The following is a 24390-nucleotide window of genomic DNA, read 5'->3' as shown; positions in this document are numbered from 1 at the left end:
ATGGCTCTTGCCGCAAATCCATTCAATAATGATGCGTTCGGTACCGTCGCCCTGACGGCAGCCATCAACATCCTACCCAATCGCTATGGAAAACTGGATGGCATGGGCATCATGCCCGCCCGTCCTGTGCGCCAGCGTCAGATTGCCATTGAAGAGCGCAATGGAGTGCTCTCCCTGCTGCCTACCGCAGCGGTAGGATCTCCTGGAAGTACCGGTAAGCGCGGAAAACGGCGTATCCGCTCCTTTGTTATTCCCCATATCCCCCATGATGATGTAGTGCTCCCTGAAGAGATTGCCGGGGTCCGTGCCTTCGGCAGTGAAGGGGAGCTTGAGGCGGTTTCCGATGTGCTGGCCATGCATCTGCAATCCATGCGGGATAAACATGCCATCACTCTTGAGCACCTGCGTATGGGGGCTTTGAAGGGAGAGATACTCGATGCCGATGGCTCGGTAATCTACAACCTATTTGATGAGTTCCAGATCAGCCCCAAGACCATCAACTTTGAGTTGGATGACGCCACCACCGATGTGAAGGCCAAGTGCCTGGAGCTGAAACGCTATCTGGAGGATAACCTCCGGGGTGAGTTTATGACCGGGATCCATGTACTGGTCTCTCCAGAGTTTATGGATGCCCTGACCGGGCATGCCCGCGTCGAAAGCGCCTATCAGCTTTGGCAGCAAGGTCTGATGTTGCGTAGTGACATGCGTCATGGGTTTGAGTTTGGAGGCGTTGTATTCGAAGAGTATCGGGGCCAAGCTACCGATCCCGGTGGGACTGTGCGGCGCTTTATCGCTGAGAGTGAAGGGCATGCGTTTCCTACAGGGACCAGCCAGACATTCTGTACCTATTTTGCCCCGGCTGACTTCAATGAGTCGGTTAACACGATGGGACAGCCCCTCTACGCCAAGCAGGAACCCCGCAAGTTTGAGCGGGGCACTGATCTGCATACCCAGTCCAACCCGCTGCCCATGTGCCACCGCCCTGGCGTGCTGGTCAAACTGACCGCCAGCTGATCATGGCTGCCTGGGATGACGGGCTGATTGGTCTCAATGCAGCCTGTATCGAGGTCTTTGGCCAAGCCATCACCCACACCCCCGTTGGCGGGGAGCCATCTGAGCTCTCCGCCATTTTTGATTCCAGCCGTGAGATCACCACCATCGATGCCGTTGGGGTGCCGGTGCAGAGCTATCGACCGGTCATTGAGGGGCGAGAGGCCGACTTCCTTTCTCGTCCTGCGGTGGGTGATGGGGTAGCTGTCGGTGGGATCAACTACCGCGTCATGGATGTGCAACCCCGTGGGGATGGTTGGTTGGCGCTGATTCTTCGGAGGTAATGGTGTCTCTGTTTAAGAAGGTGTTTCCCGAATTGGTGCATGAGGCGGAGAGCCTGCTCATCCGCCGTATCGCCTATGACCTGGATGGCAACCCTGAATACATCGGGCAAGCCAATCCAGGGGCCCTGGATGCTGATGACGCATGGTTTGTCCGGCGCATCGCCTATGAGGGGGGCAATCCGGTCGCCATCCTGTTTGCCGAAGGCTCCACCAAGTTTAACAAGCGCTGGGATCTGCGTGGATCCTATGACTATCGATAGGAGCAACCGTCGTGTACGCACGTTATGATTACAACGCTGGAGCCAGCATCAGCAACATGCTGTCGGATATTGTCTCGCTGCTGACCGGCACCACCGATAAGGCGACGTTGTCGGCATCCTGCAATCAGGCCTCTACCCAGATTATCTTTCAAGTAGCGGCGGGATGGACCCTGCATGATGCCAATGCCGGAACCAACATGCAGTGTCTGAAGGCCCCGCTGGCGGATGATGCCAGCGCCTTCAAATATCTGTGTGTGGATCTGAACACCACCGGCTATCTGTTTCCCAAGGTGTATGAAGTATGGGATGCAACGGGTCACGCTGGGACCAATATGGCGAGCACCAGTGACAGCACCAGCTACAACCAACGCATCGATACGAGCAATGGGGGGTCGCTTTATATCTGGGCCTCAGCACGGTTTGTCATGTTTGCCAGCCAGACGGCAGCAGGGTGGGCCAGTACCATCAAACCTGGTCCATCCGGTATTGTGGAACGAACCCGATACTTGCCCTGGGATACCCCGGCCGCTGGGTGGCCACCGTTTCTGTGGTGCAACCTCGGATATGCCATGTATGGCACTTTGGGTTATTCACCCCGACACATGCAGAAAGACGAGACCCCTGTCACAGGCACATCAGCGTCACTAACCGCTGGAACGGTCTGTTTCTCAACATTGGCCATGCCTTCGGGCAGTGACCAGAAGGTACCGGATGGTGCCGGTGGTTCCACCATCCCAGCCTGGCCTTTGATGGGCCACAACGTTAACCATATGCCCCTGATGTACGGTGAGATCTCCTCGCTGTGCGATATCTGGGTGATCCCCGACAATATGGCGGCAACCCACGATGTGCTCTCCATGGATGGCAAGCAGTACTCGGTGGTGCAGACCAACGGACCCACCGAATCCATGATCATTCGTAAGGGCTGATCATGGCTGATCTGAATGATCCCGGTTTTGCCCTGGAGGGTGCCTGTTGGCCTCTCCCATCTGTGGGTGGTGTTCTGGAGCGATACGGCAGCCATGCAACGCTTCTGGACCAGGCCATCTCCTATATGGGAGGTTATCTGGAGCCAAGGGCAACCTCAAGTATCGCCTATCCGTCAGGTATCCCCCTGATCAGTCTGCTTAACGTACCTATTCCACCGGCCAGTCATTGTCAGATGTTGACCCAGATCACCCCTGCCTTTCCCCATCGGTTTGGCCCCAACGACTGTTCAGGCGGTGGGACCTCTTCCAGCGTAGGGGGGTGCCCGCTGATCTCTGTGTTACCGCCGTTGATAAGGATCTGAGGTGCAAAATTATTTGCAGGTTGAAGGGCTGATCGTTCAGCGGTTGAAGGATCAGCTTGAGGAGATCCGCGTGCTCTCATCCTGGGGCATGCCGGTGATTCATGAAGAGGCAGAGATACCGCCTACGGTGATCATCTTTCTTGAAGAGGACAAACCAGGACCCATTCAGGGTAATCAGCAGAAGGTTGAACAGACTTGGCTCTGTCTGGTGGTGGTGCGGGATGCAGAAACCGATGCGGGCGCATTGATCAGCCGGGTGATCAACACAGTGGTGGGCTGGACTCCAGATAGAACCCTCTTCAAACCGTTTCAACGGACGCCATCCGCTTATTCACCGGACTACTCACCCAATGGGATCTTCTACTTCCCATTGGCGTTTGAGACATCGTTTCTATTCAAAACAACGGAGTAAAGACTGTGGGCAAAAAAACACATACCCTTATCGGCGGTGGGGAATGCTTCATCGGCCCCTTTGGTGGCGGCGCTGGCATGCGCTTTCTGGGCGAGGCTTCCAAAGTCGAGCTGTCTTTTTCGGAGGAGAAAAAAACCCTGAAAAACTACTCCACCCCAGGTGGGGGCACCGCCGACACCGTCTCCCTCATCACCGATGTGCAGTTGGTGATCACCGCCCACGGCTTTGATACGGAATCCCTGGCCATGGCTACCTTTGGTGAGTCGGGATCCATTGCGGGAGGCACCGTCACCGATGAATCCCATGTAGCCTATCGGGGTGGGTATCTCCGGGCCAAAGAGGGGGTGGATCTCTCTGCCGTCTCCCTCACCAATAGCGGTACACCCCTGGTGGAGGGTACTGACTATGAGGTCAAAGGGGGTGGGGTTCGGATTCTAGAGGCCGCTGAAAATGTGGTGGATGGGGATACGGTGCTCATGACCTACACCCATGCATCCTCGGCCACGGTTGAGGCAATCCTCAATGCAGGGAAAGAATATCGGCTCTCCTTTGATGGCTTTAACCAGGCTTTTGATGGTAAGCCGGTGGTGCTGGATGTCTATCGAGTGAAAAACACCCCATCCTCGCTGGGATTGGTCACGGATGATTTTGGGAACATTGAGTTTTCCATGGATGTGCTCAAGGACGACTCAAAGACCGGGGCTGGTGTGTCCAAGTTCTTCAAACTGATGCAGATTGAGGGGTGAGGAGCATGGGACGTCTGATTGCCAAAACGGCAGGTGAAGTCAACTACCATGTACGCAAGTTTACCGTGGGTGAGATCTACGAGTTCTTCAGCAAAGCGGTGGATGGGCAGTCTGCGGAACCAGACTGGGTGGGGAACGTGCTTTTTGAAGAGGTCACCATCCAAGATATCCTCACCTTTACCGATCTGACCACAGAGCAGACCCATGCCATGGAACCGGAGGTGTTGGAGACCATCATCACGGCGATCAAGGAGGAGAACCCCCATTTTTTCGCCGCCTGCCAGCGTCTGGAGGAGGCCGGGAAGCGGCTGAATCAGGTGCTGACGGCTCCCAGCGAAGAGTCGGTCAATTCAAAAGGGCCATCTTCACCCTTATCAAGCTCGGACACCCCGGTGTGATGGATTACACCTGGGAGATGTTCCTGGATGCGCTGGACTTTGAAATCAGCCATCAAAGCTCAAGCAACTAACCCCATATCAATGGCTCGGCAGGCCAGACGGATATGTTTGGGAATGGGGCGCTCTCCGCTCTTGTAATAGGCCACAGCACGGGTGCTTACCCCCAACGCCTCAGCAGCGGATTTATTGGTAAGTTTGTGTCGCTTCATCCATGTGAAAAAGGTCTGTGTGTGGGCCAGATAGCGCAAGTTATCTGCTCCCCATTCCATATCGCCGGGCCATGTAATGGTGCTGCCCCAGTCCTCAATGGAGGCCTGAGCCATCACTTCAGGGTCCTGGAGTCCAGCAAAATGGGGATTTTCCATGAGCGACGTGAGGTCGACCACGGCTGAATAGCCATCTTCCCACTCAGCATCAATTGCAGTGGCGCTGAACGGTTTAACCTCGGTCAGGCGAATATGGTGAAGCTCAAATACTTCATTGTGTTCAGCCATTGAGTCGCTCCCATTCTGTGAGCAGTAGCTCCTGATTATCTGTTATCCAGTCGATAGCAGCCTGTGCATCACAGGTCTTGTTTCCCCGAACCTTCACCTTGAGGGTTTGGAGATTTACCACACAGTCAAAACCAGGAGCACGAATATGCACATGTGGGGGAGGATGATCCCCCGCATACATCTTAATCTTGATCCCTCGGATCACTTTGAGTGTGCTCATATGTGCTCCCTATATCTATCTGCATTTTAGCGTAATCAGTGCTCTTTTTCAATTTAGTAATGCAACAATTGCATGAATGGAGTTCCCGTGGCCCGTACCCAAGCTGCTTTGGAGTTCGTCATCCGTGCCAATGATGATGAACTGCGTTCTGCTGTCACCCGTATGCAGAGCGACTTTCGTCAGGGCGTGCAATCCATGGCCTCCGATGCTCAGACTCAGGCGCAGCGTATCAATGGGGCACTATCGGACATCTATGCTTTCCGCAATCTAAAGCGACAAATCAGGGAGAGTGAAGATCAATGGCAGGCGGCCACCCGTGAGGTAGCCCGTCTTGCGGTGCAGATGCGGGAGACCGAAACACCCACCCGCGCCATGACGCGCGCCTTTGAGCAGGCCAAACGCAATGCCAAGAGCCTCAAGGATCAAGTAGATGCCCAGCGGGAGTCCCTGCATGGTCTGCGGGGTGATCTGCGTCAGGCTGGGGTGGATACCGTCCGTCTTAGTGAAAGCCAGGAACGACTTCAACGGGATCTGAATGCCTCCACCCGTGAAGTACAAGCCCAAAGCCGAGTCAATCGCGCGTTTGCCACCATCGGCGTCCGATCCATGCGGGAGGTAGAGGACGAAGTCCAGAGGCTAGAGAATGCCTATCGGGAACTGGCCCGATCTGGGCGTGTATCTGCGGCAGATCTGAATCGAGCTCATCAGCAGATGCAGAGCCGGGTGCGTACCCTGCGTGGTGAAATGCAGGGGTTGAATGGTGCCATGACCGGAATGGCGGGTACTGTGCGCAATCTGGCAGCAGCGTATGCCGGGTTTGAATCCATTCGTGCGGCCTCCAGCTTTATCAAAGACTCCATCCTTACCTATGCCGCCTTTGATGACACCATGAGGCAGGTGGCGGCGACGTCGGGCGCAACGGCAGGAGAGCTCGCCCAACTGACCGAACTGGCCAAGGATATGGGATCTTCCACTCGCTTTTCTGCCAGTCAAGCGGCCGGTGGTCTCAAGGCCATGTCTCTGGCTGGTTTGACGGCATCTCAGCAACTGCAAGCCCTACCAAAAGTTTTGGAGCTGGCGGCAGCCGGTTCGGTGGATCTGGAAACCGTAGCGGGGATCGCCACCGCCTCCATGGCTCAGTTTGGGCTACAGGCCCGTGATCTGGGCAATGTAAACGACATCTTGGTCACCGCCTTTACCAACTCGGCAACCGATATTCAGGATCTGGGGCTGGCCCTGCAATACGCCGGTCCCGTGGCCCGTGCGGCTGGAAACAGCTTTGAAGAGACCGCCACCGTGCTGGCCCTGCTGGCCAAGAACGGCTTCTCTGGGGAAAAAGCAGGGACCGCGTTGCGAGCCGCTTATGCCCGTCTATTGGCCCCTGTGGATAAAGCCCAAGAGGCGATCAACCGTTTGGGCTTGCAGACCCGTGATGCCACTGGTCTGCTTCTACCCATGACCCAGGTACTGCGTAACCTCCGTGCAAGTGGTGCCGATGCGGCTGACATGATCCAGATCTTTGGGGTGGAAGCGGCTCCTGCGCTTACTGCTGCGGTGGGTATGTCTTCCCAGGCGTTCGTGGAGCTGGTCGCCAAGTTCAGCGAGGTCGGTGGTGTGGCTGCCCGGGTGGCCACCGAGATGGAAGCGGGCATGGGCGGCTCGATCCGTTCCCTGGAGTCTGCCTGGGAGGGGGTGAAGATTGCCGTTGGTGAGGCCATCGACAAGCACAGCAGCCTCAATTTTCAAGAGCTCACCTCCGCTATCAATGAAAACAAGGATGCCATCGTCGAACTGGCCCTGGCCGGAGTGGATCTGGCCGTCATGCTGGGGCGTGTGGCCCTGATGGTTGGCGAGTTCATCCTGGAGTGGAAAGAGGTCATTGGTGTGCTGGGTGGGGCGTATCTGGCCATCAAAACACTGCGTGTGGCCATGGCAGCACTCACAGCACTACAGACCGCTCAGTGGTTTCTAACTACCACCCGTGCCGCGTCTGGCTTGGTAGCCGTGGTAGGCGCTCAGGGACTGGTTGGCGCACTGGCGCTGGCCCGCACCCGTCTGCTCTCTCTTATCTCAATCAATCTGGCCGGGTTCTTTATCCGGGGTGCCGCCGCTGTTGGAAGCCTGCTCGCCGTGCTCACAGGCCCTGTTGGGCTTATAGCTGGGGCGACGGCGGCTGTGGGCGCACTAGGCTACATGGCTTACTCCTGGTTGAAAACCAAAGATGCCCAGGATGAAGCAGCGGCTTCGGGTCAGGCAGCCGTTGAAACTCAGCAGCAGTTGGCTGCCCGTTTGAAGCAGATCGGGCAGCAACTGGGGATCAACATTCCCGACATTGAGACCTTCAACCGTTTGCAACGGGAAGGCACCATCATTGCCGACAAAAGCACCGGGGGTTGGCGACTGGCCGCAAAGGCCGCTTCCGATGCCATTCAAACCCAGAGGCGCGCGGCCCAAGAAGCCGCCAACCAGCTTTCAAATCTTACCCGTCAGCGGACATCTGCCCAGCGTAAACTGGCGGATCTTGAACGACAACTGGCCGAAGAGCAGAAGCGACAAGCCCGTGAGGTTCTCACCGAGAAGATCCGCACCGCTGAACAGTCGGTCCAGGCCACCGAACGCGCCTTGCAACAGAGCTTAGAAGCCGAGAAACGTTTGGCCAGCCAGATCCAGGGGATCGAAGAGAAAAAGCGTAACGCCCGTATCTCCACCGAGGATAAGGTGCGGTCGCTCCTTGAACGCAACATGTCTGATCGGGAGAAAGAGACCTCCCGTGCAGCGGCAGCCTCTCAAAAGCTGGCAGAAGCCCAACGCCTCCTCTCTCAGACCACGCTTTCGGAGCGGGATATCAAATGGGCCGAATCTTTGGCCCGTGGGGCCCAGGATGCTTTTTCCAGTTTGAATGATACCTCCACCGCTATTCGGGGCGTACAGGACGCCGGGGATGTACTGGATCAACTTTATCAACGCCAGGAGGAGAGTGCGCGAAAGGCTCTGTCCAAGCAGAAAGATCAGACCACATCCCTCACCGAGCAGTTGGAAGTTGCCCGTGGGCGTGTTGCTCAGCTCAAAGAGGCGATGGAGTCGCTGCCAGACCGGGTGACCAAATCGGTAGAACTCCAGGCCCAGGTTGAGCAAGCCCAATCTGCACTCTCAGCCATCGAAAAGCAGATGGCGGCACTGAAGGATAAAACCGTCACCGTCACGGTGAAAACGATAGAGGCCAAGCAGTCAGGCGGCATGATCGGCCTACAACGGGGTGGCCGTCTTCCTGGCTATGGGGGTGGCGATCGCATTCATGCCTTGCTTGAAGCCGGTGAGATCGTGATCCGCAAAGAGCGCTCCAGGATCTTCAAGGATTTGCTGCTGACCATCAACTCCGCTCCCATGGAGACCGTGAAGCGTATCCTGCCCAACCTGCCCAGGTTTCAAACCGGGGGGATGGTGGGGTTGCCGGAGATCCCCGCGCTTCCTCAGCTCTCCTTTGCAGGGGCCGGTGGTTCTGGACAGCCCCCAGTAGAGGGGATCGTTCAGCTTGATCTCACCATGAACAGCAGACCGGCCGCTTCCATCACCAGTCCCCGGCAACAGGTGCGGCAACTGGTAGATGCCCTCAAGGAACTACAGCGCGGTACCTTCTGATATCCCGATGAAACAACTTGGTGATTTAACACTACCTGAGTCGCTCCAGTGGATCGACCGTCGGGCATGGTCTCCTGTCTCTATGGAGACAGCCCGCACCCTGGGTGGTACCCCTGTGTTCTGGTCTCAACCCCTGATCAAGGGCAGGCCCATCACCCTGGAGGCCGCAGATGGGGTGACCTGGCTGGATCAATCCACCGTGATGGCCATTGAGGCCATGGCTGCCCAATCCGGAGTGGTTTTCCCGCTTATCTGGGGGGCAGAGAGCTATCAGGTAATGTTCCGCCATCACGAACCTCCGGCCATCCAGTTTCAACCCATCTGGCCCCACCACGATCTCTACACCGGTTCCATCAAACTCTTTGAGGTGTAAACACAATGCCCATACAAACTTCAGAACTACGTTTTTACAAATCCACCACCGTCAGCGATACCACCAGCAATGGGGGCCGCATCTCCGCCAATGAGATCGCCGATGGGGTAAAGAACAACGTCTGGCCCGACGTGCCTCAAGGAGAACGACTGGCCGGATCCACCAAATACCGCAAGGTGTTCTTCAAAGTCGCCAATGATGCCGATATCAAACTGATTGACCCGCGCATCTATGTGGAGACCGCAACCCCAGGGGATGACCGCATTCTGATCTTTCCTGGTACCCAAACCGATACCCAGGGGATGCTCACCGGATCAGAGCGGCTCTATGGGGCAGGAACGCTGGATGCCAACGCCTCCATCGGAGCCACCAGCATCGATGTCAACACCGAGTCGGCCACCGATGCCATCTTCCAGAACGGGGACCTGATCCGCATCTCCGATCAGGACCATGTGGATGATGCCTCCGGTAACGTCGAGTTTATCCGTCTGGCCAGCAGTGGTGGGGTGACCTGGAATGGGGATAAAGCCACGCTGACCTTTGAGGCCGGACAGAGCTTGCAGAGCGCCTATGCCTCCAGCAATACCCGCGTTGCTTCAGTCATTGAGCCCGAGGATATCGAGGCAACCTGGGGTAGCTGGACCGGATCCACCGTTGCGGGTACATACGACGGATCCGGTCCAACGATAGCGCCCACCAATATTATACCGATTCTCGATTCAATCGGCAGCATTGAACAGACCTGGACCCTGACCTTCAGCGATGCCAACAGCTTTAGCTGCGTGGGGGATATGCTGGGTAGTGTGGGCAGCGGCTCCCTCTCTGGGGGTGATTTTGCCCCCAATAACCCTGATTTCAGCCGTCCCTATTTCACCCTGCCTGTGGCGGGATGGGGCGGGGCTTGGTCCAGTGGGGAAACCATCACCTTCAAAACCCATCCCGCAGCCGTGCCCATCTGGTGGAAACGTATTGTTCCCGCTGGGGCCAATAGTCTCTCAGCGGACAAGGTCGTCGTCGCCATTACAGGTGAGAGTGCTTGATGAGCGAGATTTCAACCAGCCTGACCATCCACTTTTCAGCGCCTGAACTGGATGAGCCCTTTGAACTGGTGGTCAACGATGATGACCAAGGGGGCTCTGCGCCGGTGCAGGTGGCTTTCAGCCGCCTAACCTCAGGCGTCTGTGGCTGGGGGCGCATCTGCTATAGCATGAGTCAGATCACGCCCCTTGAGGTGATAGAGCCCGGCAAAAAGCGCGTAAAGCTCTACTGCTCCAAGCGCGTGGCGGCATCCGCCCGGCTCATCATCAGCGGGGGTGAGGCGCGCCTGATCGGACGTCGTTCTGAAACGGTGGTGGAAACCATCACCTGGTCCAAAGAGCATACCAAGCAGCTGCGCTGGCTCTATGACCACCCGGTGTTGGAGATCATCGAGCAGACCTTCTTTCGCAACAAGCAGGGGGATCTGGTCACACCACCCCGTTATGACCGTCAAAGAGGGGAGTTCCATGCCTCCCAAGAGGTGATCGGGGCCCTGGTGGTGCGCTACACCGTAGGCTTCTCCCTCTACGAAATCACCTATGGCAATGGAGAGGAGAGCGTTTCAGCCGCTCAGTTCGTGGAGATGCAGAATGCCTGGCAATCCGGCAACGTGGAATCAGCAGAGGTCCCCCCTGTACGCATCATAGCCCTGTCCGACTGGCATGCCACCCAAGCCTCCTTCCCGCGCAAGTTTTGGCCCTCGGGAGCCCCCAGCGTCAGCCTGCGCCAAGCTTCCCCCTCAGGTAGTAGCGATGAGGACGCCCCCGCAGAGGAAGAGGAGCCCACCAGCGAGGGGTTCTATCAGGAGGTTCCAGGGACCCGTCAGACGGTGCTGGAGAAGATCTATCACCCGGATGATCCCGAGCAGTTTATTGAGGTGAAAAAGACCCTCTATCTGGAAGCGCGGGATACGGTTACCGGCAAGGCGCTTAAAATCAGGTTTCTCAATCATGCCTCTTCAACCAATTCCCCTTGATCTGGGCTTTCTGGATGAGCTGTCGGCCTTCCGATGGGTCAGCGCCAATATCTGCATCACCATCATTGATGAATCCTCCCTCTATGCAAGAATGCAGACTCAAACATTCAACGAAGATCTGGTCCTGTTGAGACATGCGCTATCAACCTCCAACGCCCAGGTGGGGTGTATGGAGTTAAAGTTCATGCCCTCATCCCTATTGATCCCTGTTGGGGCCGAATTTCCCCCCGAGGTGCATCGGCTGATCCGCGAAAGGCCAACGCTGGAGGATTGGGAGGCGTTGCTACAGAGCATGACACCCACGCCTAAGCGGGTGGTGATCTCCTGTGATGCCTCAGGTTCCACCAATGGATTTGGCGATGTCCGGATCCGGGATGGCCTGTCGGCTTGGATTGCCCAGCTGGAAAACAGGGGGGTGACGGTGATTACCCGTGAATACCGTGGTGAGCGGTGGTTGCTCCAGCTCATCGAAGATATGTCAGTCTTGACCGCATAAAGGAGAATCTCATGGCCCTGCGTTTTAACGATACCCTGCGCAACTCCCTGATGAACAATCTGAGAAGCTACATCGATGGGATCTGCTTTGTTTATCCGGGAACCCGCCCGCCCAATCCTGACTTTCCCACATCAGAGCTACCCCTGGTGCGTTTTACGCTGCAGTATAACAGCGCCGCCAACGGCGCGATCACTCTGAGTAACTCTCCGGTAGCCAGTGAGGTGGAAGCGACGGGCACCGCTACCTGGTTTCGGTTGGAGGATGGCAACTATAAAATAGATGGGGATGTATCCACCGAAGAGGGGGGTGGGGATGCCATCCTGGATAATGTGAGCCTGACCGCTGGGGAGATGGTAACCCTCAAGCAGATGGACTTTGCCATTCCCAACCCAGCCTGATCCATGTCCCTCTCTGCTGCGCTTCAATGTCCGTGGTCCATCCTTCAAGAAAGCGTACTTGGTGCGCCCTACAGCTTGACCTTGGACCAAACCCTTTCAACCTCCTGGTCCATCCAGGTTTCTTGCGGTGTGGGAGGATGGGCGCCAATACTGCTATCCCGGCAGCTTGAAGCCACCTTCGAGTATCTACCCCCATCGTTTGCGCTCAACACCCAACTGCCCATTGTTCTGACAGCCGATCTAAACCGGGCCAGGCGTTTTACGCTTGAGCATGAGCTTCCGCTCGCCTTGAGCAGCCGCTTCAGTGCCAGGGTGCAGGATGCCCGGGCCAGCTTTGTGTTGCCCATTGAGAGCACCACACGCCTTCAGGCGGATGCCTATGGCATGCGCTGTTCGGCGGCGTTGGGGTTTTCCCTCGCTTCTTGTGCTGAACACGGTAGCCGGGACATGGTTGTCATGGGAGAGATACCCCTATCTCTCAGCGGCACCATCACGACAGCGCGACATACAGTCCGGGCCTCTGGCGTCATCACCATTCAATCCCCCGCCATTCTCCTTACCGCTGACAGTGGCATCCTTCAAGCAACACCGACACTACCCATCCAGTTGCAGGGGTATATCTCCTTTGCCCCCAGATCCAGGCAGGTGACCACTCCCTATGCCATACGCTTTCCCGTTACGCGCCCTTTGGCCGCAGGGTATCGGTGTGGAGCGTTCATCGAACAACCCCTGGAAGCTTCGTGGGGCATTCAGGTTACGGGCTCATGTCGCACCCCCTGGGCGCTGGGTGAATTTGTTTGGCCGCACTCTCTTACTGCTTCGTGGAAGATTCAGGTTGGGCGAGGAGTGGAGGCCCGTTACGGTGCCCCTGTCGACCGCGCGCTTTCTGCCCCCTATCAGGATGCTCTGCTCAAGACCTTACAAGCGGGCTATGCGCTCATGGGACCGGTGCAGCAAAGTTTGGCTTGCCAATGGTCAACCACCCAGCCGGTTCATGCATCTCTCACAACGGGCTATCAACTTCAAGCGCGGGACTCTGCTCATAGGGCTGTGACTGCATGGTGGGATCTACTGGCGGATCACCCCCCTGTGCAGGCTTCTTCTGGCGTTCGTGCCATTCACTTTGGGTTGCCGCTATGAGCGTGATCTCTGCATCTCTGGCCATGGCCGAGGGAGACTACGCCTGGACCGGCACCATGGAGCTGGCGGACCCTGCCTCGTTCCAGCGCATCCGTATCGACGATCCCGTGACCTTGGAGTTGGGTGGGGAAACCTTCCAGATGATGGTGGATAACAAGACCCTCTCCCGAGATGGGGTAAGCAGGCCCAGACTGGTGGTGTCGCTGATCAGCCCCACAGCTCGTTTTGCTGCGCCCCGGGCCACATCTATGGAGCGAATGTGGAATAGCCCTGTTTCCGCGCGTGCGGCCGCCGAGGAGGCTGTAGGAGAATCCATTCTATGGGATCTGGTGGACTGGACCATTCCCGGCGGGCGGCTGGCGGTTTATGATGCTGCGCCTCTTGATGTGGTGCGTACCATTGCAGAAGCGGCCGGTGGTGTGGTGGAGACTACACCCGGTGGCGAACTGCGTGTGCGGCACCGTTTTCCCGTTTCTGTGCCCCAATGGTTCAGCACCACACCAGATCACATCCTCACCGACGCCACTGACAACCTCTCCTGCCGGGAGTCCCACCGCGCCCGTTATCGGGTGAACCGGGTGACGGTGCGGGGCTGGCTGCCCAGCGGCGGCCACCTGTCGGCGGAAGTGGACCGGCGGGAGGACGGCCTCAACCGGGGCCGTACCAGCTTTCATTCCGGCGGGACCGCGCATCTGCTGGTGAGCCAGGGGCCTGAGACCGCCATCCAGGGTATCTCCGCCTCCGCCGGCGCGCTTCTGTCCAACGCCGACCAGTCCTTCACCGTCACCGAAGATGTCGTTTTCGACGGAACAAACACCGCCACGCTTTCCCAACCCGCTCAATCCATCCAGTCGGTAATTTGGCTGGGCAATGATCTGGGTTCGCTCTCCCTGGCCCCGGACGGCATGACGCTTCTGGCCAGTCGCTCCGGTATCGCCATCGCCCGGGTCACCTTCACCGTGCTGACCCGGTCCTGGCGACTTTCCGTCCCCAGCCGGGTAGCGGGGCTGGATTCATTCCCGGTACAGGTACGAATCACCGGCCAGTCTGGTGATCTGGTGGGCGATGGCGAGATCGTCTGCCAGCGCGGCGATGGTGCACACCCTGGTGAAGATATCTCCGATCCGCTTCTGGCCACTACCGAAGTCAAACTATCCCGTGGCCGAGCTGAGATTGATGCCGGGGAAGATCTGCAAGAGGTGTCTCTCACCTGTGTTCATAGGCCCGGTGTTATGCCAGGGCAAATTATTGAGGTTCATGATGCCCTTATGGGTCGTTCCTGGCGGGGCAAGGTGACAGCCGTGGCCCATGAGGCCGTTGGTCCCCGCATCACTACATCTCTGGAGGTGGTTCGTGTCGAACCCAGTTCATGATTTGCAGCGACTTGTAGTAAGCCAAAAGTCAGTTACCGGGCGGGTAATGGCCGTCACCGGCGGCATAGTTCGCGTGGCAACAGGGCAGGGGATCGTTCAAGCGATGGGAAATAGCCTTGCTGTGGGTGACCGTGTTGTGGTGGAAAATGGCACTACGCGTCCAATTTCCCAATCAACACAACAGGTCACCCACAAGGTTTAACCACATGCCGGAGCCAGCTCGTACCTGTTGGGGAGCTCTGTATCCGGGAGTGGATATCTCGATTTTTAAAGAGCTGATTATGACGTGAGCCAGCATATCACGCTGATTGGAAAATAGCTGTTATTTCAAAGAGGATGAGGTTGTTGGGAGGGACAGCGGTGGCCAGATGCGGAGAACTTCCATTTGAATCCGTATTTCGGCCCAGAATTTTTCTACCTCCACTCCCATCGGATCGCTGGCCGATAAATCACCGGGCGAATCACTCGAGATCGCGGTTGTACATACGCTTGTCTTGGGCGAGAGAGTACTTGCACAGGATGTGAATGGATGACCTGATCTGCTCCTGACATGGAGAGTAATTTATCGATACGGGCCTGGATGTCCGGGTGCGTTTTTAACCAGTGGTACTCCCGCTGGTGCTGAATGGGGCGGAGAAAACGTGACATCCAGTTCCACCTGGGCATCTCAATGCGCTTGAGTGCTGAGGCCAGCCCATGAGGGTCATTGGTCAAGTCGACAGCGCTTCGATCCGCTTCAAATTCACGTGTGCGAGAGAGAGCCAGTTGAAGCGCGATCCCCACAAATGGGGCCGCCAGCAGAATCAGAAGGGCCAGCCAGGAGATCTGTACAATACCCAGTATCCATAAGGGAATGGCAAACAAGATGATGATCTGTCCTATGGAGGATAACGTGGTGGTCAATAGTCGAAAGGCGTCGGTCAACGCCAATACCCGAGTATCACCATTCATGATGTGACTGACCTCATGGGCCATCACGCCAAGGAGTTCTCTTTGGTTAAGCAGACGCAGCAAACCATCAGAAAGCGCAATAGCGCTCTGCTCACCAGGCCCAACAGCCATGGCGTTGGGTACGCTACTGGGGATGGCATAGAGGGTGGGCGTCGTCGGCAAACCGGCTCTGTTCCCCAACTGTTGAACCATTTGGTAGAGATCAGGACGCGCATAATGGGAGATCGGTCGTGCGCCCATCATCTTCAGCGTGAATGTTGGCGGAACCTGTGGAACCAACAGATTGAGCGCGATAGCCAGTGCCAAGCTCCACCAAACCCCTTCCTCTCCAGCCAGTATCCAGCCGAGTAGAGCAAGCAGCCCTGTCATAGAGGTGATCAGTAGAAGCGTCTGCAGAAGGTTGTTCCTTCTGTGTTCCTGTATTTTTGCTTTGTCTAAAGAGGGCGTGAAGTAGCGCATGGCTTTTCTCCTTTCCTTCTGGATTTAGGTACGCACGTCTCTGTTTACAAGGGGATAAGAGAAAAAAAATATCGTCGCCCTCCTTGTAACCCCATTTCATTGATCCTATCTCCTTGAGCAAGACGGCAACCGAAGTCGGTGCCAAGCTTTTACGGTTAACGCTAATAGCATGTAAAGAAGGCCCCCAATGGCTGCTCTGATGGAATACGATCCTTTCCGCAATGTTCGTACATTGCAAAACGAAATCAACCGGCTGTTTGACCACAACTGGGAAGAGCCAAATGGACAGATGGCCAAGTGGCCCATGCGGGTGGACATCCGTGAGGATGAAAACCAGATCATGATCAAAGCCGATCTGCCCGGTATGACGCAACAAGACATCAGCGTCGATGTGGACAACGGCACCCTGACTATCTCCGGTGAGCGCAAGTTTGACGATGAACAAAATCGTGATGGCTATCACCGGATTGAACGGGCCTATGGCCGCTTCAGTCGCTCTTTTCAACTGCCCAATACCACCGATACAGGGAACATCGCGGCAAAGTATCAAAATGGTGTGTTGGAGGTGACGCTACCTAAGTTGGATGAGGCCAAGCCTCGTAGCATTCAGGTTGAAGTTCTCAACTAAACTCGTGACCAAGCCCCATGGATTTCCCCCGGTTATGGGTTTGTCTTCAACCTGGTTAAAGGGTCGGCTCATTGGGAGCCAAGAGCCGACCCTCATTTTTTTTCGAATAACATGATCCTTTGGAGGATAGGACCATGGACAATATAAATTCCACTGGCTCCAGATCAAAGCAGGTTAAACCGTTACTTCCATGGCTTAAGACCCCAATGGCCATTTCCATCCCGGTTGAGCGTTTTTCATTTACGCCCACCGTGGAGTGGCAACTTGGGAACCGTTCATGGAGGGATGAGATCCAGAAGTTCTGGTCTTTTCTTCTGTTGGTTTTGACTGCACCGGTAATCTGGTCCGTCGTCATTCCTATTGCACTATTGGATATGATGGCAACGCTCTATCAGCGGATCTGTTTTCCCGTCTATGGGATCGGTTTGGTGTATCGATCCGATTATGTGGTGATGGATCGCCATAAGCTGAGCTATCTGAGCCCCCTTGAAAAATTAAACTGCCTCTATTGTGGCTATGGAAATGGCGTCTTGGCCTATGTGCGGGAGATCGCAAGCCGAACCGAGGAGAGGTGGTGCCCGATCAAGCATGGGAAGAGACCAAAGTCGCCCCATTCCCGCTACGACAGTTTTGAAAATTACGGTGACGAAAGTGGTTACCAGTGTCGTGTTCAACAAAAATCGAGTCAATAGGAGGAAGCGCCATGAAATCTGAAACGGTTGCTCTTTCCTAGAAGTATGGACTAATGAGATCTGGACTGGTGAAAGATCTGTTCTGGATGACGATTGTTATTGGTTGTGTGCTTTCAATGGTGATGCCTGCCCATGCTCGCTCCATGCCGGAGTTGACCGGGTTGGTGGAGCAGCTCAAACCAACGGTTGTGAACACCCACACAACAAAAAAAGTGCAGGGCGCCCATGGGGGATTATCCCATAATCCTTATTAAAGGAAGCCTGTGCCTCGTCAAAACCTGGCCCGTGTCCCAGCCCTTACATGACCTGCATCGCCACATCGCCAGCCAGGGAACCAACTCTGGGCGGGTTGTGGCCGTCACCGGCGGCATAGTTCGCGTGGCAACAGAGCAGGGGGTGATGGAGGTGTCCGGAAGTGGGTTGGCGGTGGGGGAACGGGTCGTGGTACGGGATGGTGTGGCGGTCAAGATGCAGGGCGCTTCCGATACCTCGCTACATTACGTTTGAACGCCAGCTCTACTTCCAGTCCGCCTCCCGCAGATCCCCGGTTTGGTAAAACTGCCGCACCCGGCGAATGAACTCCATGAAATCCTTGTTCTCGGTCGCCAGCCGATTACAGGTGTTCCAGTCGATCTCCGGCCGCTCCCGGGCCGGGATGATGATCTGGCTCTCCGACAGCTCCTCCGGCTCCAGCTGAATCACTCCAATGCCGTGCAGGGCGAACAGCATCCGCAGTTCTATGTGAGACCCCAACGTCCGTGGGTAAAATTAAAAAATTTGTTGACACCTCACCGCAAGCTTCCGATACTGAGATTGTTCTCTGCCAGTGGCAGTTGAACCTACAAAGGCCTCCGCTGAGCCAGCCTGGCGAATCAGCGGTTTTTTTATGTCCATTTAGGGCTGGCCTTGATTTTTTCGAGGCTCCTTGGCGTGTCAGCCACATAAGCAGTGATAAATCTTGCTGTTTTTCTGCTTGTTAGTGCAATTACCACGACGTAGTTACTCACCACAAGCGTCACCCGCCTGTTGTTATCGTAACGTTTTCTTTTTCCGTCCCAGCCGATAAATCTGTCACTGTCTGGATCTTGAAGGGCTGTTTTGATCCAGTCCAACCGTTCTGCTCGTTTTGGTGAAAACGAATCTTTAATCTTGTTCCGCCGACTGGACTCGAAACAGCAATGGTCAAAATCTGATTTCCTGAAACGCACGGCAATGCCATCAAAGGTAGCAATAGGCCCCTGGCAGTACGTAGCTTCAAAGTGCTGGCGATATGCATCCAAATCGTTCAGTTGCAACAATGCTGGATAGGCCAATTTACCAACCCCCGCCAAGGTCGATTGCAAATATATTGAACTTTTTCTCGCCGCGAACGGTGGGGGTCAATGGGTGGCCCAACCGGTTCTCCAGATGTTCGATAAGCTGTGACTTTGCACCATTTTCAGCCAAACCTTTATTGAATTTTGCGCTGACTGCTCCGGTCAAAACATCTGCTGCTTGGATCAAGACTGATTCTTCAGAACGTACTGGCTGAACGCGCAGGATGTCAGATGATAGATTGGCTGATGATAAGCACCTTCTAAGCGTTTCAGGGCGGTCCATGAGCCTGTTGCTTTTGTAGTCGCAAAATACCGAATATCTATTAAAGTCAAGAACCCAATGATGGAGTAACTGATAATAGAACTTGTAAAATCCAAGCTCTCTGTCATCTGAATGGAGTTGCCAGTTAATCTGATCATGGCGGATCAGAATGCATCGAAATCGCACAGATGCGCCTTGCCCCATAAACCAGTCAATAAGTGCTTTGTAGAACTCCACGCGTGACGGAGAAACTTTTTGCCATTTGAATTCACCACCTACCCGATAGGTGTCTCGCAACGAGTGAATGGCGTCCTTGCAAGTTTTTCTCTGAAGGGTCTCAATCCAGAGGCTGCCAATAGCGACATACGTTCCTTTTGGGTGTTGAGATGTTAACAGATCTGGGCGGCTTTCATCACAATAGACATCAAACTCCATTTTAACCGGCCTCCGATTCTGGATTTATTGAGTGCAGACCCAGTGCATGTGAAGAGCGGGTATTTACCTCAGTACCATTATATTCGCACCTAATGCCTAAGAGGCTGAGAATAAGCCTGCAATTAAAGGCCTTCATTTGTACTGGGAGGTCTGGAGTGTATGTATTGGGGTAGGCAAAACCTATAGGTTCTCCAGCGTATCTCCCTTCATGGACAAATTCGTTTCGGAGAGTGGAAATATCGCACTCTTCTCTACCATTCTCTTGCCTGGTAGAAGCCCACGATGGGACTGGGATACCATAGTGACAGGCAAGCTCCTGAGCTCTTTTACTGTGATTGACGCGTCCTTGCCCGGAAATATCACAATGCAGTTTCCAACAGGTGTCAAGCACCGTGTATAGGGCGCTAAACTCCTCAAATTCATGCTGGTAGGAGTGAGAAAAGAGCTGCCAGTGGATGGCACCAAAGATGTTCTTTTGTACTTCAGGAGAGGGGTTGGTGAGCCAAAAATGCTCCGCCTGATTAAGAACTGCCTCGATTCCTGAGTTAGAACATACCAAATCTGATAGCGTTCCCACTCTAATAGCAGCTCGGTAAAAGTGGTTCCAGCCTTTTGGAATAAGGCGCAAACCAACCAATAGCCCCAACACAGCGATAATAAAATGAGCTAATTGTGGATCAATAGCGCCCTGATTGCATTTTAAAACATGTGTTTGCGGGAGTGCAAAAGCCGATGCAGCAACTTTTGGACAGTGACCATCCTTTGACCTTTTTTCCTGTGTATTCACGATAGGGGGATAGAGCCAATTGTCATTGGATTGCTCGTGTTTCAGGACATCCTCAACTGTGTTTGCAATATCTGGCAATGCATCAATGGTAAAGGTGTTAGTTTGAAGCGTTTTATACTCACCAGGCCAAGAGCCTTGAGGCCAAAAACCAAATTTGATTTCACTACCGTTTATCGGATTTGATTGCTGGTTCACTCTATCCCTCCAGTTCCCCCCGCTCCAGCCGATCCCAGGCGTCCAGGACCAGGCGGGCGGTGCGGTATTCGCCGAATTCGCGCATCTCCTTGTTCTTGAGGACGCGGAAGGTTTCAGAGGGGTAGTCTGCGCCCATCACGTTCGCCGGGTCGAGGATGTAACGCAGTTCGTCGCGGGTCAGACCATAGAGCCGGGCGTAGTAGGCATCCAACTCGGCGCGGAGGATGGCGCGGCGATCGGGGTCCCAGCGGAAGGGCGGGCCGTCGTAGCCCAGGTCTTCGGCGAAGGGTTTCAGGTCGTGGGCGGTGTAGGTCAGTTCCAGGACGCGGGGGACGATGAATTCAATATCCATTTGATTGTAGATACTTGGCGGAAGTACTGGAAATTGCTTTACATAAAAGTAATTCAGCGTGACTCCTCCAACCTTCTGTCTGGCGATAAAGTCAAATGGTATTGAAGAAATGTTCGCGATTAAGCCAGAGTAAACTTTTGGAGGAATATCCTCATTTTCTGAAATCAACAAAGGCATTTTGTTTCCGACAGCTCCTTTCGGAATCACTGTGGGAATCACGGTCCGTTCATTCGTTGGAGATGTGATATCTTTAAATCCAAGCAGCCATTCACGCTGCCAAGCATCAGGAATTCGATTGTCAACTTCGCTTAGATTGACCCAATAGAAGGGTTGAACGCTAAAGTTAGGGTCTAAATGGTCTTCATCTGACGTGTCAGGGAGAACTCTGTAGCCTCTTTCATCACCCCTTGATGCGTAGGAAGAAGCACGATGATCATAGAAACTGAACATTTTTGGTTCATACAGCGGCACCCACACCGTCCCATCCCCATCCAGCCACTTCACCCCCTCCCGCTCAGCGCCCATCTGGGTCAACTGCTCGGCGGTGCGGAACAGGCCGCTGTCGTTGGACATGTCCAACATACGCATAAACCGAATGCCCCACGGGTTTTCATCAGCCTTGCGGTTGGGGGACTCTTTGATCAGCACCGGCACGTTGCGGTAGATCTTCTTGGTCAGCTCCGCATCCTGGCGGCTGCGGAAGACCGGGCAGGTCTTGGTGTTGGGGTTGATGAGGGCGATCTCTTCCGGCGTCAGGGTGAACTGCCGCTCCTTCTCCAGCAGGTGCTCCGCCCGGGTGGCGAAGAAGGTGAAGCGGGTCTCCAGAATGTCATTGCCCAGGGTGAGCAGGGCGAACTTGAAGCTCCTGTGCACCCCCTGGAAGATTGGTGCGCTGTTCTCAAAGTCAATCAGACTGGCCAGCCGCCCACCCAACGCCACTGCCTCGAAATAGGCCTTGGTGGAGTTGTCGGTGGCGATGCCGGTGGGGACGATGACCCCGGCCCGACCGGTGGTGGATTGCAGATTGAGAAACAACTCCGCAAACAGGGCGTAGGTGTTGACATCCCCCACACCGGTCAGGGGAAAGCGACCGCCCTCCTTGCCGTTCAAGTGAACGAAGACGCTGACCGCTTCGGCCATGCGTTTGGCCTCGTTGAACTCGGCGTGCAGGCGCTGTTCACCCAGGCACTTTTCCTGGGAGTGGTCGAGCTCCGGGAAGAGGTGTTTGCAGAGCATCCCATCGGCCAGCCAGCGGATGCGTTGCTGGCGCTCGGAGGCGTTCTTGGCCTTGGCGATATCGGGGTGACGGGCGGCGAAGAACTCCTGCTCCTGGAGCTTGATGCGCTCCCACGGCGGGTTGCCCAGCAGCACGTCGAAACCACCCCGCCAGCCCATGGTCTCATTCTCCACCGCTTCCCCCTTGGCTGGTGGGCGAAACACCTCGGGAAACTCTAGATGCCAGTGGAAGAAGCCGTATTGGCCGGCCAGGGACCGGATCTTCTCCTTCAGGGCATGGGGCACGTCGTGGGGATTCTTCTGAATGCGGCGGAACGGCTCTTCGGTGATGGCCGCTCCGAAGGGATCATCCTTCTTGTTCATGAAGGCGGCGCACCAGGCATCGGCCAGGAACTGCCCGGAGAGATAGCCGCCAGAGCGGACATGCTCGGCGTAACGTTTTTTCTGTCGGGCGATGTCCTCGATGCTGTCCGCCGGACTGGCATCCAGATTCTGCATGGCGGCGGCCAGATCGCCCAACCGCTCCCAGGGATGGATCTCGTCATCCCGGAACAGGGAGCCCATTTTGCTCTCGCGCTGCTCCTTGTTGCGTTTCTTGAGCGCGGTGCAGACCTTCTTGTCGTCCCCAGTCACCGGCTTGAAGGCGTCATCGGGGATGCCCGCTTCGATGGCCGCGGGCGTCGCCCCCACCAGGGAGTCGCCGCACTTGATGCGGTGGTCCAGGAAGGTGAGCGGCCGGCCCGGCTCCAGGGTTTCGATCCATAGGGCGGTCTTGCACAGCTCCACGGAGAGGGGGTTCTTGTCCACCCCGTAGATGCAGTGGCGCACCACCTCCCGCAGGGCGTGCTGGCGCTGCTGCTCGCCGGGGGTGTCGGAATCGGCCGTCAGTCGAGCGATCTCCGCCCCCATGTGCCGGGCGGCGGCCAGGAGAAAATGCCCGCTGCCGCAGGCGGGGTCGCACACCTTGAGCTTGAGCAACGCCCCCACCGGGTCGGTGGGATTGTCCCGGATGGTGCGCTCCAGCACCGGCTCCAGGGCCGACTTGATCAGTTCGTTCACCAGACTGGGCGGGGTGTAGTAACTGCCGGTGAGCTTGCGGTCCGAGCCTTTCCCGGACTTCTCATCTTCATCATCCCCCACGAAGCCGAACTGCCAGGGGGCGGTCTCCACGTCGATGCGGGGGTGCAGCTCCAGCAGGCTCTCGTAGACCGAGCCCAGCTCCTCGGTGCCCATATCCCGGTAGTTGATGCGCTCCAGCGCCTTGCCCTTGGCGTGGAAGGAGATGGCGCGGATGGCCTCCAGCAGGTGGGCGTTGTCGATTTCGGCAGCGTCCAGGTGGGGGCACTGGTCGGCATCGAACAGGCCGCCTAGTGCTGGCAGGGCCAGGGGTGCAGCCCCTTCCGCCAGCCCCGTGAAGGTGATCCGGAGCCCCTGCCAGAGATCGGTGTGGCCGTCGTAGTGGCGCTTCCTGCGGGCTTTGTCCCGCAACCGGGCCAGGGCATACCCCTCCTGATAGATGCGGGTGGCCGCTTCATCGGCGTCCGGGGCATGGAGCAGTCCGCGTTCCTCGGCCTTGAACAGGAACAACAGCCGGTAGACCAGCCGCAAGAGTTCTTGAAAATACTCTTTTCTATCAAGTGATCCGCTGGCTATTTTGTCCCTCAGAGACTGATTATCACGTTTTTGCAGAAATCCATTACCCAATTGCCGGAGTGCGGTGGTCACCCCCTGGCGCAGTTCTCCCAGAGCCCGGGAGCCTTCCTCAGCGGCCAGGTTGTGCCACGACTCCAGCAGGCAGGCGGTGACCTTGCCCTCCCTGGGGCGGGTGCGGCTCTCATGAAACAGCAGCCAGAAGGCGGCAAAGTCGGCAAAGAGCTGCTCGGCGAACATGCGCTCCAGATCCGCCTCCACATAGGCCGGGCGGGTGAGGCTGGGGTTGTCCCGCAGCAGGCGCAGTTTCTCCCCGTTGGCCACCATGCCCCACAGGCAGTCGTCCTCGGCGTTGAGGAACTCCTGGATCATTCCATGGGGCGGTCGTTTACGCCCTTCATCCCCGAACCGTCCATCCGCCTTGTCCAGGTCGAACTCCCGGGTCGCCAACAGGAATGGGACGGCCCCTTCACTGGCCCGGTGGGAGAGCCGGAACTCGCGGTCTCGCATGGTGACCGGCGCGGCCTTGTCGATATCCCGATAGCCCAGGACATCCCGCAGGAATGGGAGCAGCCATTCGGCAACGCCCACCTTGGAGGCCCCCAGGTCCTGACGATCGCGCCGGGCGACATAGTCACTCCATAGGTCCACACTTATACGCCAGTAATGGCCGATCATGTCTTTGACGTTGAATGATTTGGAGATGCCGTAATCGGCATTGCTCTGACCTGGAGCAGAGAGCTTCGTTACCTTCTGCAGAAACTCGGGGGGCAGGATGTTTCCTTCGATGCGCAGGGCGGTGAAGCCGTGATCCTTTTGTTTTCTCATGTCGGCTCCTC

General features: G+C 56.2%; 27 protein-coding genes and 1 pseudogene. 20 read left to right on the top strand and 8 right to left on the bottom strand.

Annotated elements, in window-relative coordinates:
- The 8 genes from MMC1_RS10430 to MMC1_RS10395 are packed head-to-tail and all read left to right on the top strand — an operon-like array spanning position 1 to position 4441.
- A complete protein-coding gene (locus tag MMC1_RS10430; RefSeq protein WP_011713676.1) occupies positions 1 to 1014 on the top strand; it encodes a major capsid protein in 1014 nt (337 codons plus the stop codon).
- 2 nt (positions 1015 to 1016) lie between these two features.
- Positions 1017 to 1334, top strand: a complete 318-nt coding sequence (locus tag MMC1_RS10425; protein WP_011713675.1) for a head-tail joining protein — start codon at positions 1017 to 1019, stop codon at positions 1332 to 1334.
- On the top strand, positions 1334 to 1594 hold the full coding sequence (locus MMC1_RS10420) for a hypothetical protein (protein ID WP_041641153.1): 261 nt from the start codon (positions 1334 to 1336) through the stop codon (positions 1592 to 1594). Before MMC1_RS10425 ends, MMC1_RS10420 begins: the two co-directional genes overlap by 1 nt.
- An 11-nt stretch (positions 1595 to 1605) precedes the next feature.
- Entirely contained in the window at positions 1606 to 2523 is a 918-nt protein-coding gene (locus MMC1_RS10415) for a hypothetical protein (protein ID WP_011713673.1), read from the top strand.
- A 2-nt stretch (positions 2524 to 2525) separates the two neighbouring features.
- A complete protein-coding gene (locus MMC1_RS10410) occupies positions 2526 to 2885 on the top strand; it encodes a hypothetical protein (RefSeq protein ID WP_011713672.1) in 360 nt (119 codons plus the stop codon).
- A 1-nt stretch (position 2886) separates the two neighbouring features.
- Positions 2887 to 3297, top strand: a complete 411-nt coding sequence (locus tag MMC1_RS20050; RefSeq protein WP_011713671.1) for a phage tail terminator protein — start codon at positions 2887 to 2889, stop codon at positions 3295 to 3297.
- A gap of 5 nt (positions 3298 to 3302) precedes the next feature.
- Entirely contained in the window at positions 3303 to 4043 is a 741-nt protein-coding gene (locus MMC1_RS20045; protein WP_011713670.1) for a phage tail tube protein, read from the top strand.
- 5 nt (positions 4044 to 4048) lie between these two features.
- A complete protein-coding gene (locus MMC1_RS10395; RefSeq protein WP_011713669.1) occupies positions 4049 to 4441 on the top strand; it encodes a hypothetical protein in 393 nt (130 codons plus the stop codon).
- A 59-nt stretch (positions 4442 to 4500) separates the two neighbouring features.
- Here MMC1_RS10395 and MMC1_RS10390 read toward each other — a convergent pair whose 3' ends face one another.
- Together MMC1_RS10390 and MMC1_RS10385 are read right to left on the bottom strand one after the other, a co-directional pair.
- On the bottom strand, positions 4501 to 4935 hold the full coding sequence (locus MMC1_RS10390; protein ID WP_011713668.1) for a DUF2442 domain-containing protein: 435 nt from the start codon (positions 4933 to 4935) through the stop codon (positions 4501 to 4503).
- Positions 4928 to 5155, bottom strand: a complete 228-nt coding sequence (locus tag MMC1_RS10385; protein WP_011713667.1) for a DUF4160 domain-containing protein — start codon at positions 5153 to 5155, stop codon at positions 4928 to 4930. Before MMC1_RS10385 ends, MMC1_RS10390 begins: the two co-directional genes overlap by 8 nt.
- 72 nt (positions 5156 to 5227) lie before the next feature.
- On the opposite strand from MMC1_RS10385, the gene MMC1_RS10380 reads away from it, so the two are divergent.
- From MMC1_RS10380 to MMC1_RS10345, 8 genes are read left to right on the top strand one after another with little or no spacing between them, the layout of a single operon-like run.
- Entirely contained in the window at positions 5228 to 8794 is a 3567-nt protein-coding gene (locus tag MMC1_RS10380) for a phage tail tape measure protein (protein ID WP_143711405.1), read from the top strand.
- Between the two features lie 7 nt (positions 8795 to 8801).
- Positions 8802 to 9167, top strand: coding sequence for a hypothetical protein (locus MMC1_RS10375; RefSeq protein ID WP_011713665.1), 366 nt, complete (start codon positions 8802 to 8804; stop codon positions 9165 to 9167).
- 5 nt (positions 9168 to 9172) lie between these two features.
- Complete coding sequence (locus tag MMC1_RS10370) at positions 9173 to 10207, top strand: hypothetical protein (protein WP_011713664.1); 1035 nt, start codon at positions 9173 to 9175, stop codon at positions 10205 to 10207.
- Positions 10207 to 11181 (top strand): hypothetical protein, encoded by a 975-nt coding sequence (locus tag MMC1_RS10365; RefSeq protein WP_011713006.1) that lies wholly within the window; start codon positions 10207 to 10209, stop codon positions 11179 to 11181. The genes MMC1_RS10370 and MMC1_RS10365 overlap by 1 nt, the downstream gene beginning before the upstream one ends.
- On the top strand, positions 11156 to 11677 hold the full coding sequence (locus MMC1_RS10360; RefSeq protein ID WP_011713007.1) for a hypothetical protein: 522 nt from the start codon (positions 11156 to 11158) through the stop codon (positions 11675 to 11677). Before MMC1_RS10365 ends, MMC1_RS10360 begins: the two co-directional genes overlap by 26 nt.
- Before the next feature lie 11 nt (positions 11678 to 11688).
- Positions 11689 to 12075, top strand: coding sequence for a hypothetical protein (locus MMC1_RS10355; RefSeq protein ID WP_011713663.1), 387 nt, complete (start codon positions 11689 to 11691; stop codon positions 12073 to 12075).
- Between the two features lie 3 nt (positions 12076 to 12078).
- Positions 12079 to 13215, top strand: a complete 1137-nt coding sequence (locus MMC1_RS10350; RefSeq protein ID WP_011713662.1) for a hypothetical protein — start codon at positions 12079 to 12081, stop codon at positions 13213 to 13215.
- Positions 13212 to 14588 carry a hypothetical protein gene (locus tag MMC1_RS10345; RefSeq protein ID WP_011713661.1) on the top strand — a complete coding sequence of 459 codons (1377 nt, stop codon included), beginning with the start codon at positions 13212 to 13214 and terminating at the stop codon, positions 14586 to 14588. Before MMC1_RS10350 ends, MMC1_RS10345 begins: the two co-directional genes overlap by 4 nt.
- A gap of 414 nt (positions 14589 to 15002) precedes the next feature.
- Here the strand turns inward: MMC1_RS10345 and MMC1_RS10340 are convergent, their stop codons facing one another.
- Positions 15003 to 15908, bottom strand: a complete 906-nt coding sequence (locus MMC1_RS10340) for a zinc metalloprotease HtpX (protein WP_160162698.1) — start codon at positions 15906 to 15908, stop codon at positions 15003 to 15005.
- 277 nt (positions 15909 to 16185) lie between these two features.
- Between MMC1_RS10340 and MMC1_RS10335 the strand changes: the two genes are divergently transcribed.
- The 4 genes from MMC1_RS10335 (at position 16186) to MMC1_RS10320 (ending at position 17825) form a co-directional block, all read left to right on the top strand.
- Positions 16186 to 16626 (top strand): Hsp20/alpha crystallin family protein, encoded by a 441-nt coding sequence (locus tag MMC1_RS10335; protein WP_011713013.1) that lies wholly within the window; start codon positions 16186 to 16188, stop codon positions 16624 to 16626.
- A 206-nt stretch (positions 16627 to 16832) separates the two neighbouring features.
- Positions 16833 to 17318, top strand: coding sequence for a hypothetical protein (locus MMC1_RS10330; RefSeq protein WP_143711378.1), 486 nt, complete (start codon positions 16833 to 16835; stop codon positions 17316 to 17318).
- Positions 17319 to 17386: 68 nt separating this feature from the next.
- Positions 17387 to 17572, top strand: coding sequence for a hypothetical protein (locus MMC1_RS10325; RefSeq protein WP_041640939.1), 186 nt, complete (start codon positions 17387 to 17389; stop codon positions 17570 to 17572).
- A gap of 31 nt (positions 17573 to 17603) precedes the next feature.
- Entirely contained in the window at positions 17604 to 17825 is a 222-nt protein-coding gene (locus tag MMC1_RS10320; RefSeq protein WP_041641150.1) for a hypothetical protein, read from the top strand.
- 9 nt (positions 17826 to 17834) lie between these two features.
- Here the strand turns inward: MMC1_RS10320 and MMC1_RS10315 are convergent.
- From MMC1_RS10315 to MMC1_RS10295, 5 genes and pseudogenes are all read right to left on the bottom strand, one after another.
- Positions 17835 to 18056, bottom strand: a pseudogene (locus tag MMC1_RS10315) (HrgA protein); the annotation flags it as partial.
- A gap of 146 nt (positions 18057 to 18202) precedes the next feature.
- A complete protein-coding gene (locus tag MMC1_RS10310) occupies positions 18203 to 18631 on the bottom strand; it encodes a hypothetical protein (RefSeq protein ID WP_011713656.1) in 429 nt (142 codons plus the stop codon).
- Position 18632: 1 nt separating this feature from the next.
- Entirely contained in the window at positions 18633 to 19331 is a 699-nt protein-coding gene (locus tag MMC1_RS10305; RefSeq protein WP_011713655.1) for a DUF3800 domain-containing protein, read from the bottom strand.
- Between the two features lies 1 nt (position 19332).
- Entirely contained in the window at positions 19333 to 20313 is a 981-nt protein-coding gene (locus MMC1_RS10300; RefSeq protein WP_011713654.1) for a hypothetical protein, read from the bottom strand.
- 1 nt (position 20314) lies between these two features.
- Entirely contained in the window at positions 20315 to 24379 is a 4065-nt protein-coding gene (locus MMC1_RS10295; RefSeq protein ID WP_011713653.1) for an Eco57I restriction-modification methylase domain-containing protein, read from the bottom strand.
- Positions 24380 to 24390 lie beyond the last annotated feature (11 nt).

The organism is Magnetococcus marinus MC-1 (genome assembly GCF_000014865.1).
GTDB classification, from domain to species: Bacteria; Pseudomonadota; Magnetococcia; order Magnetococcales; family Magnetococcaceae; genus Magnetococcus; species Magnetococcus marinus.
This window is presented reverse-complemented; position numbering and strand designations above follow the sequence as displayed.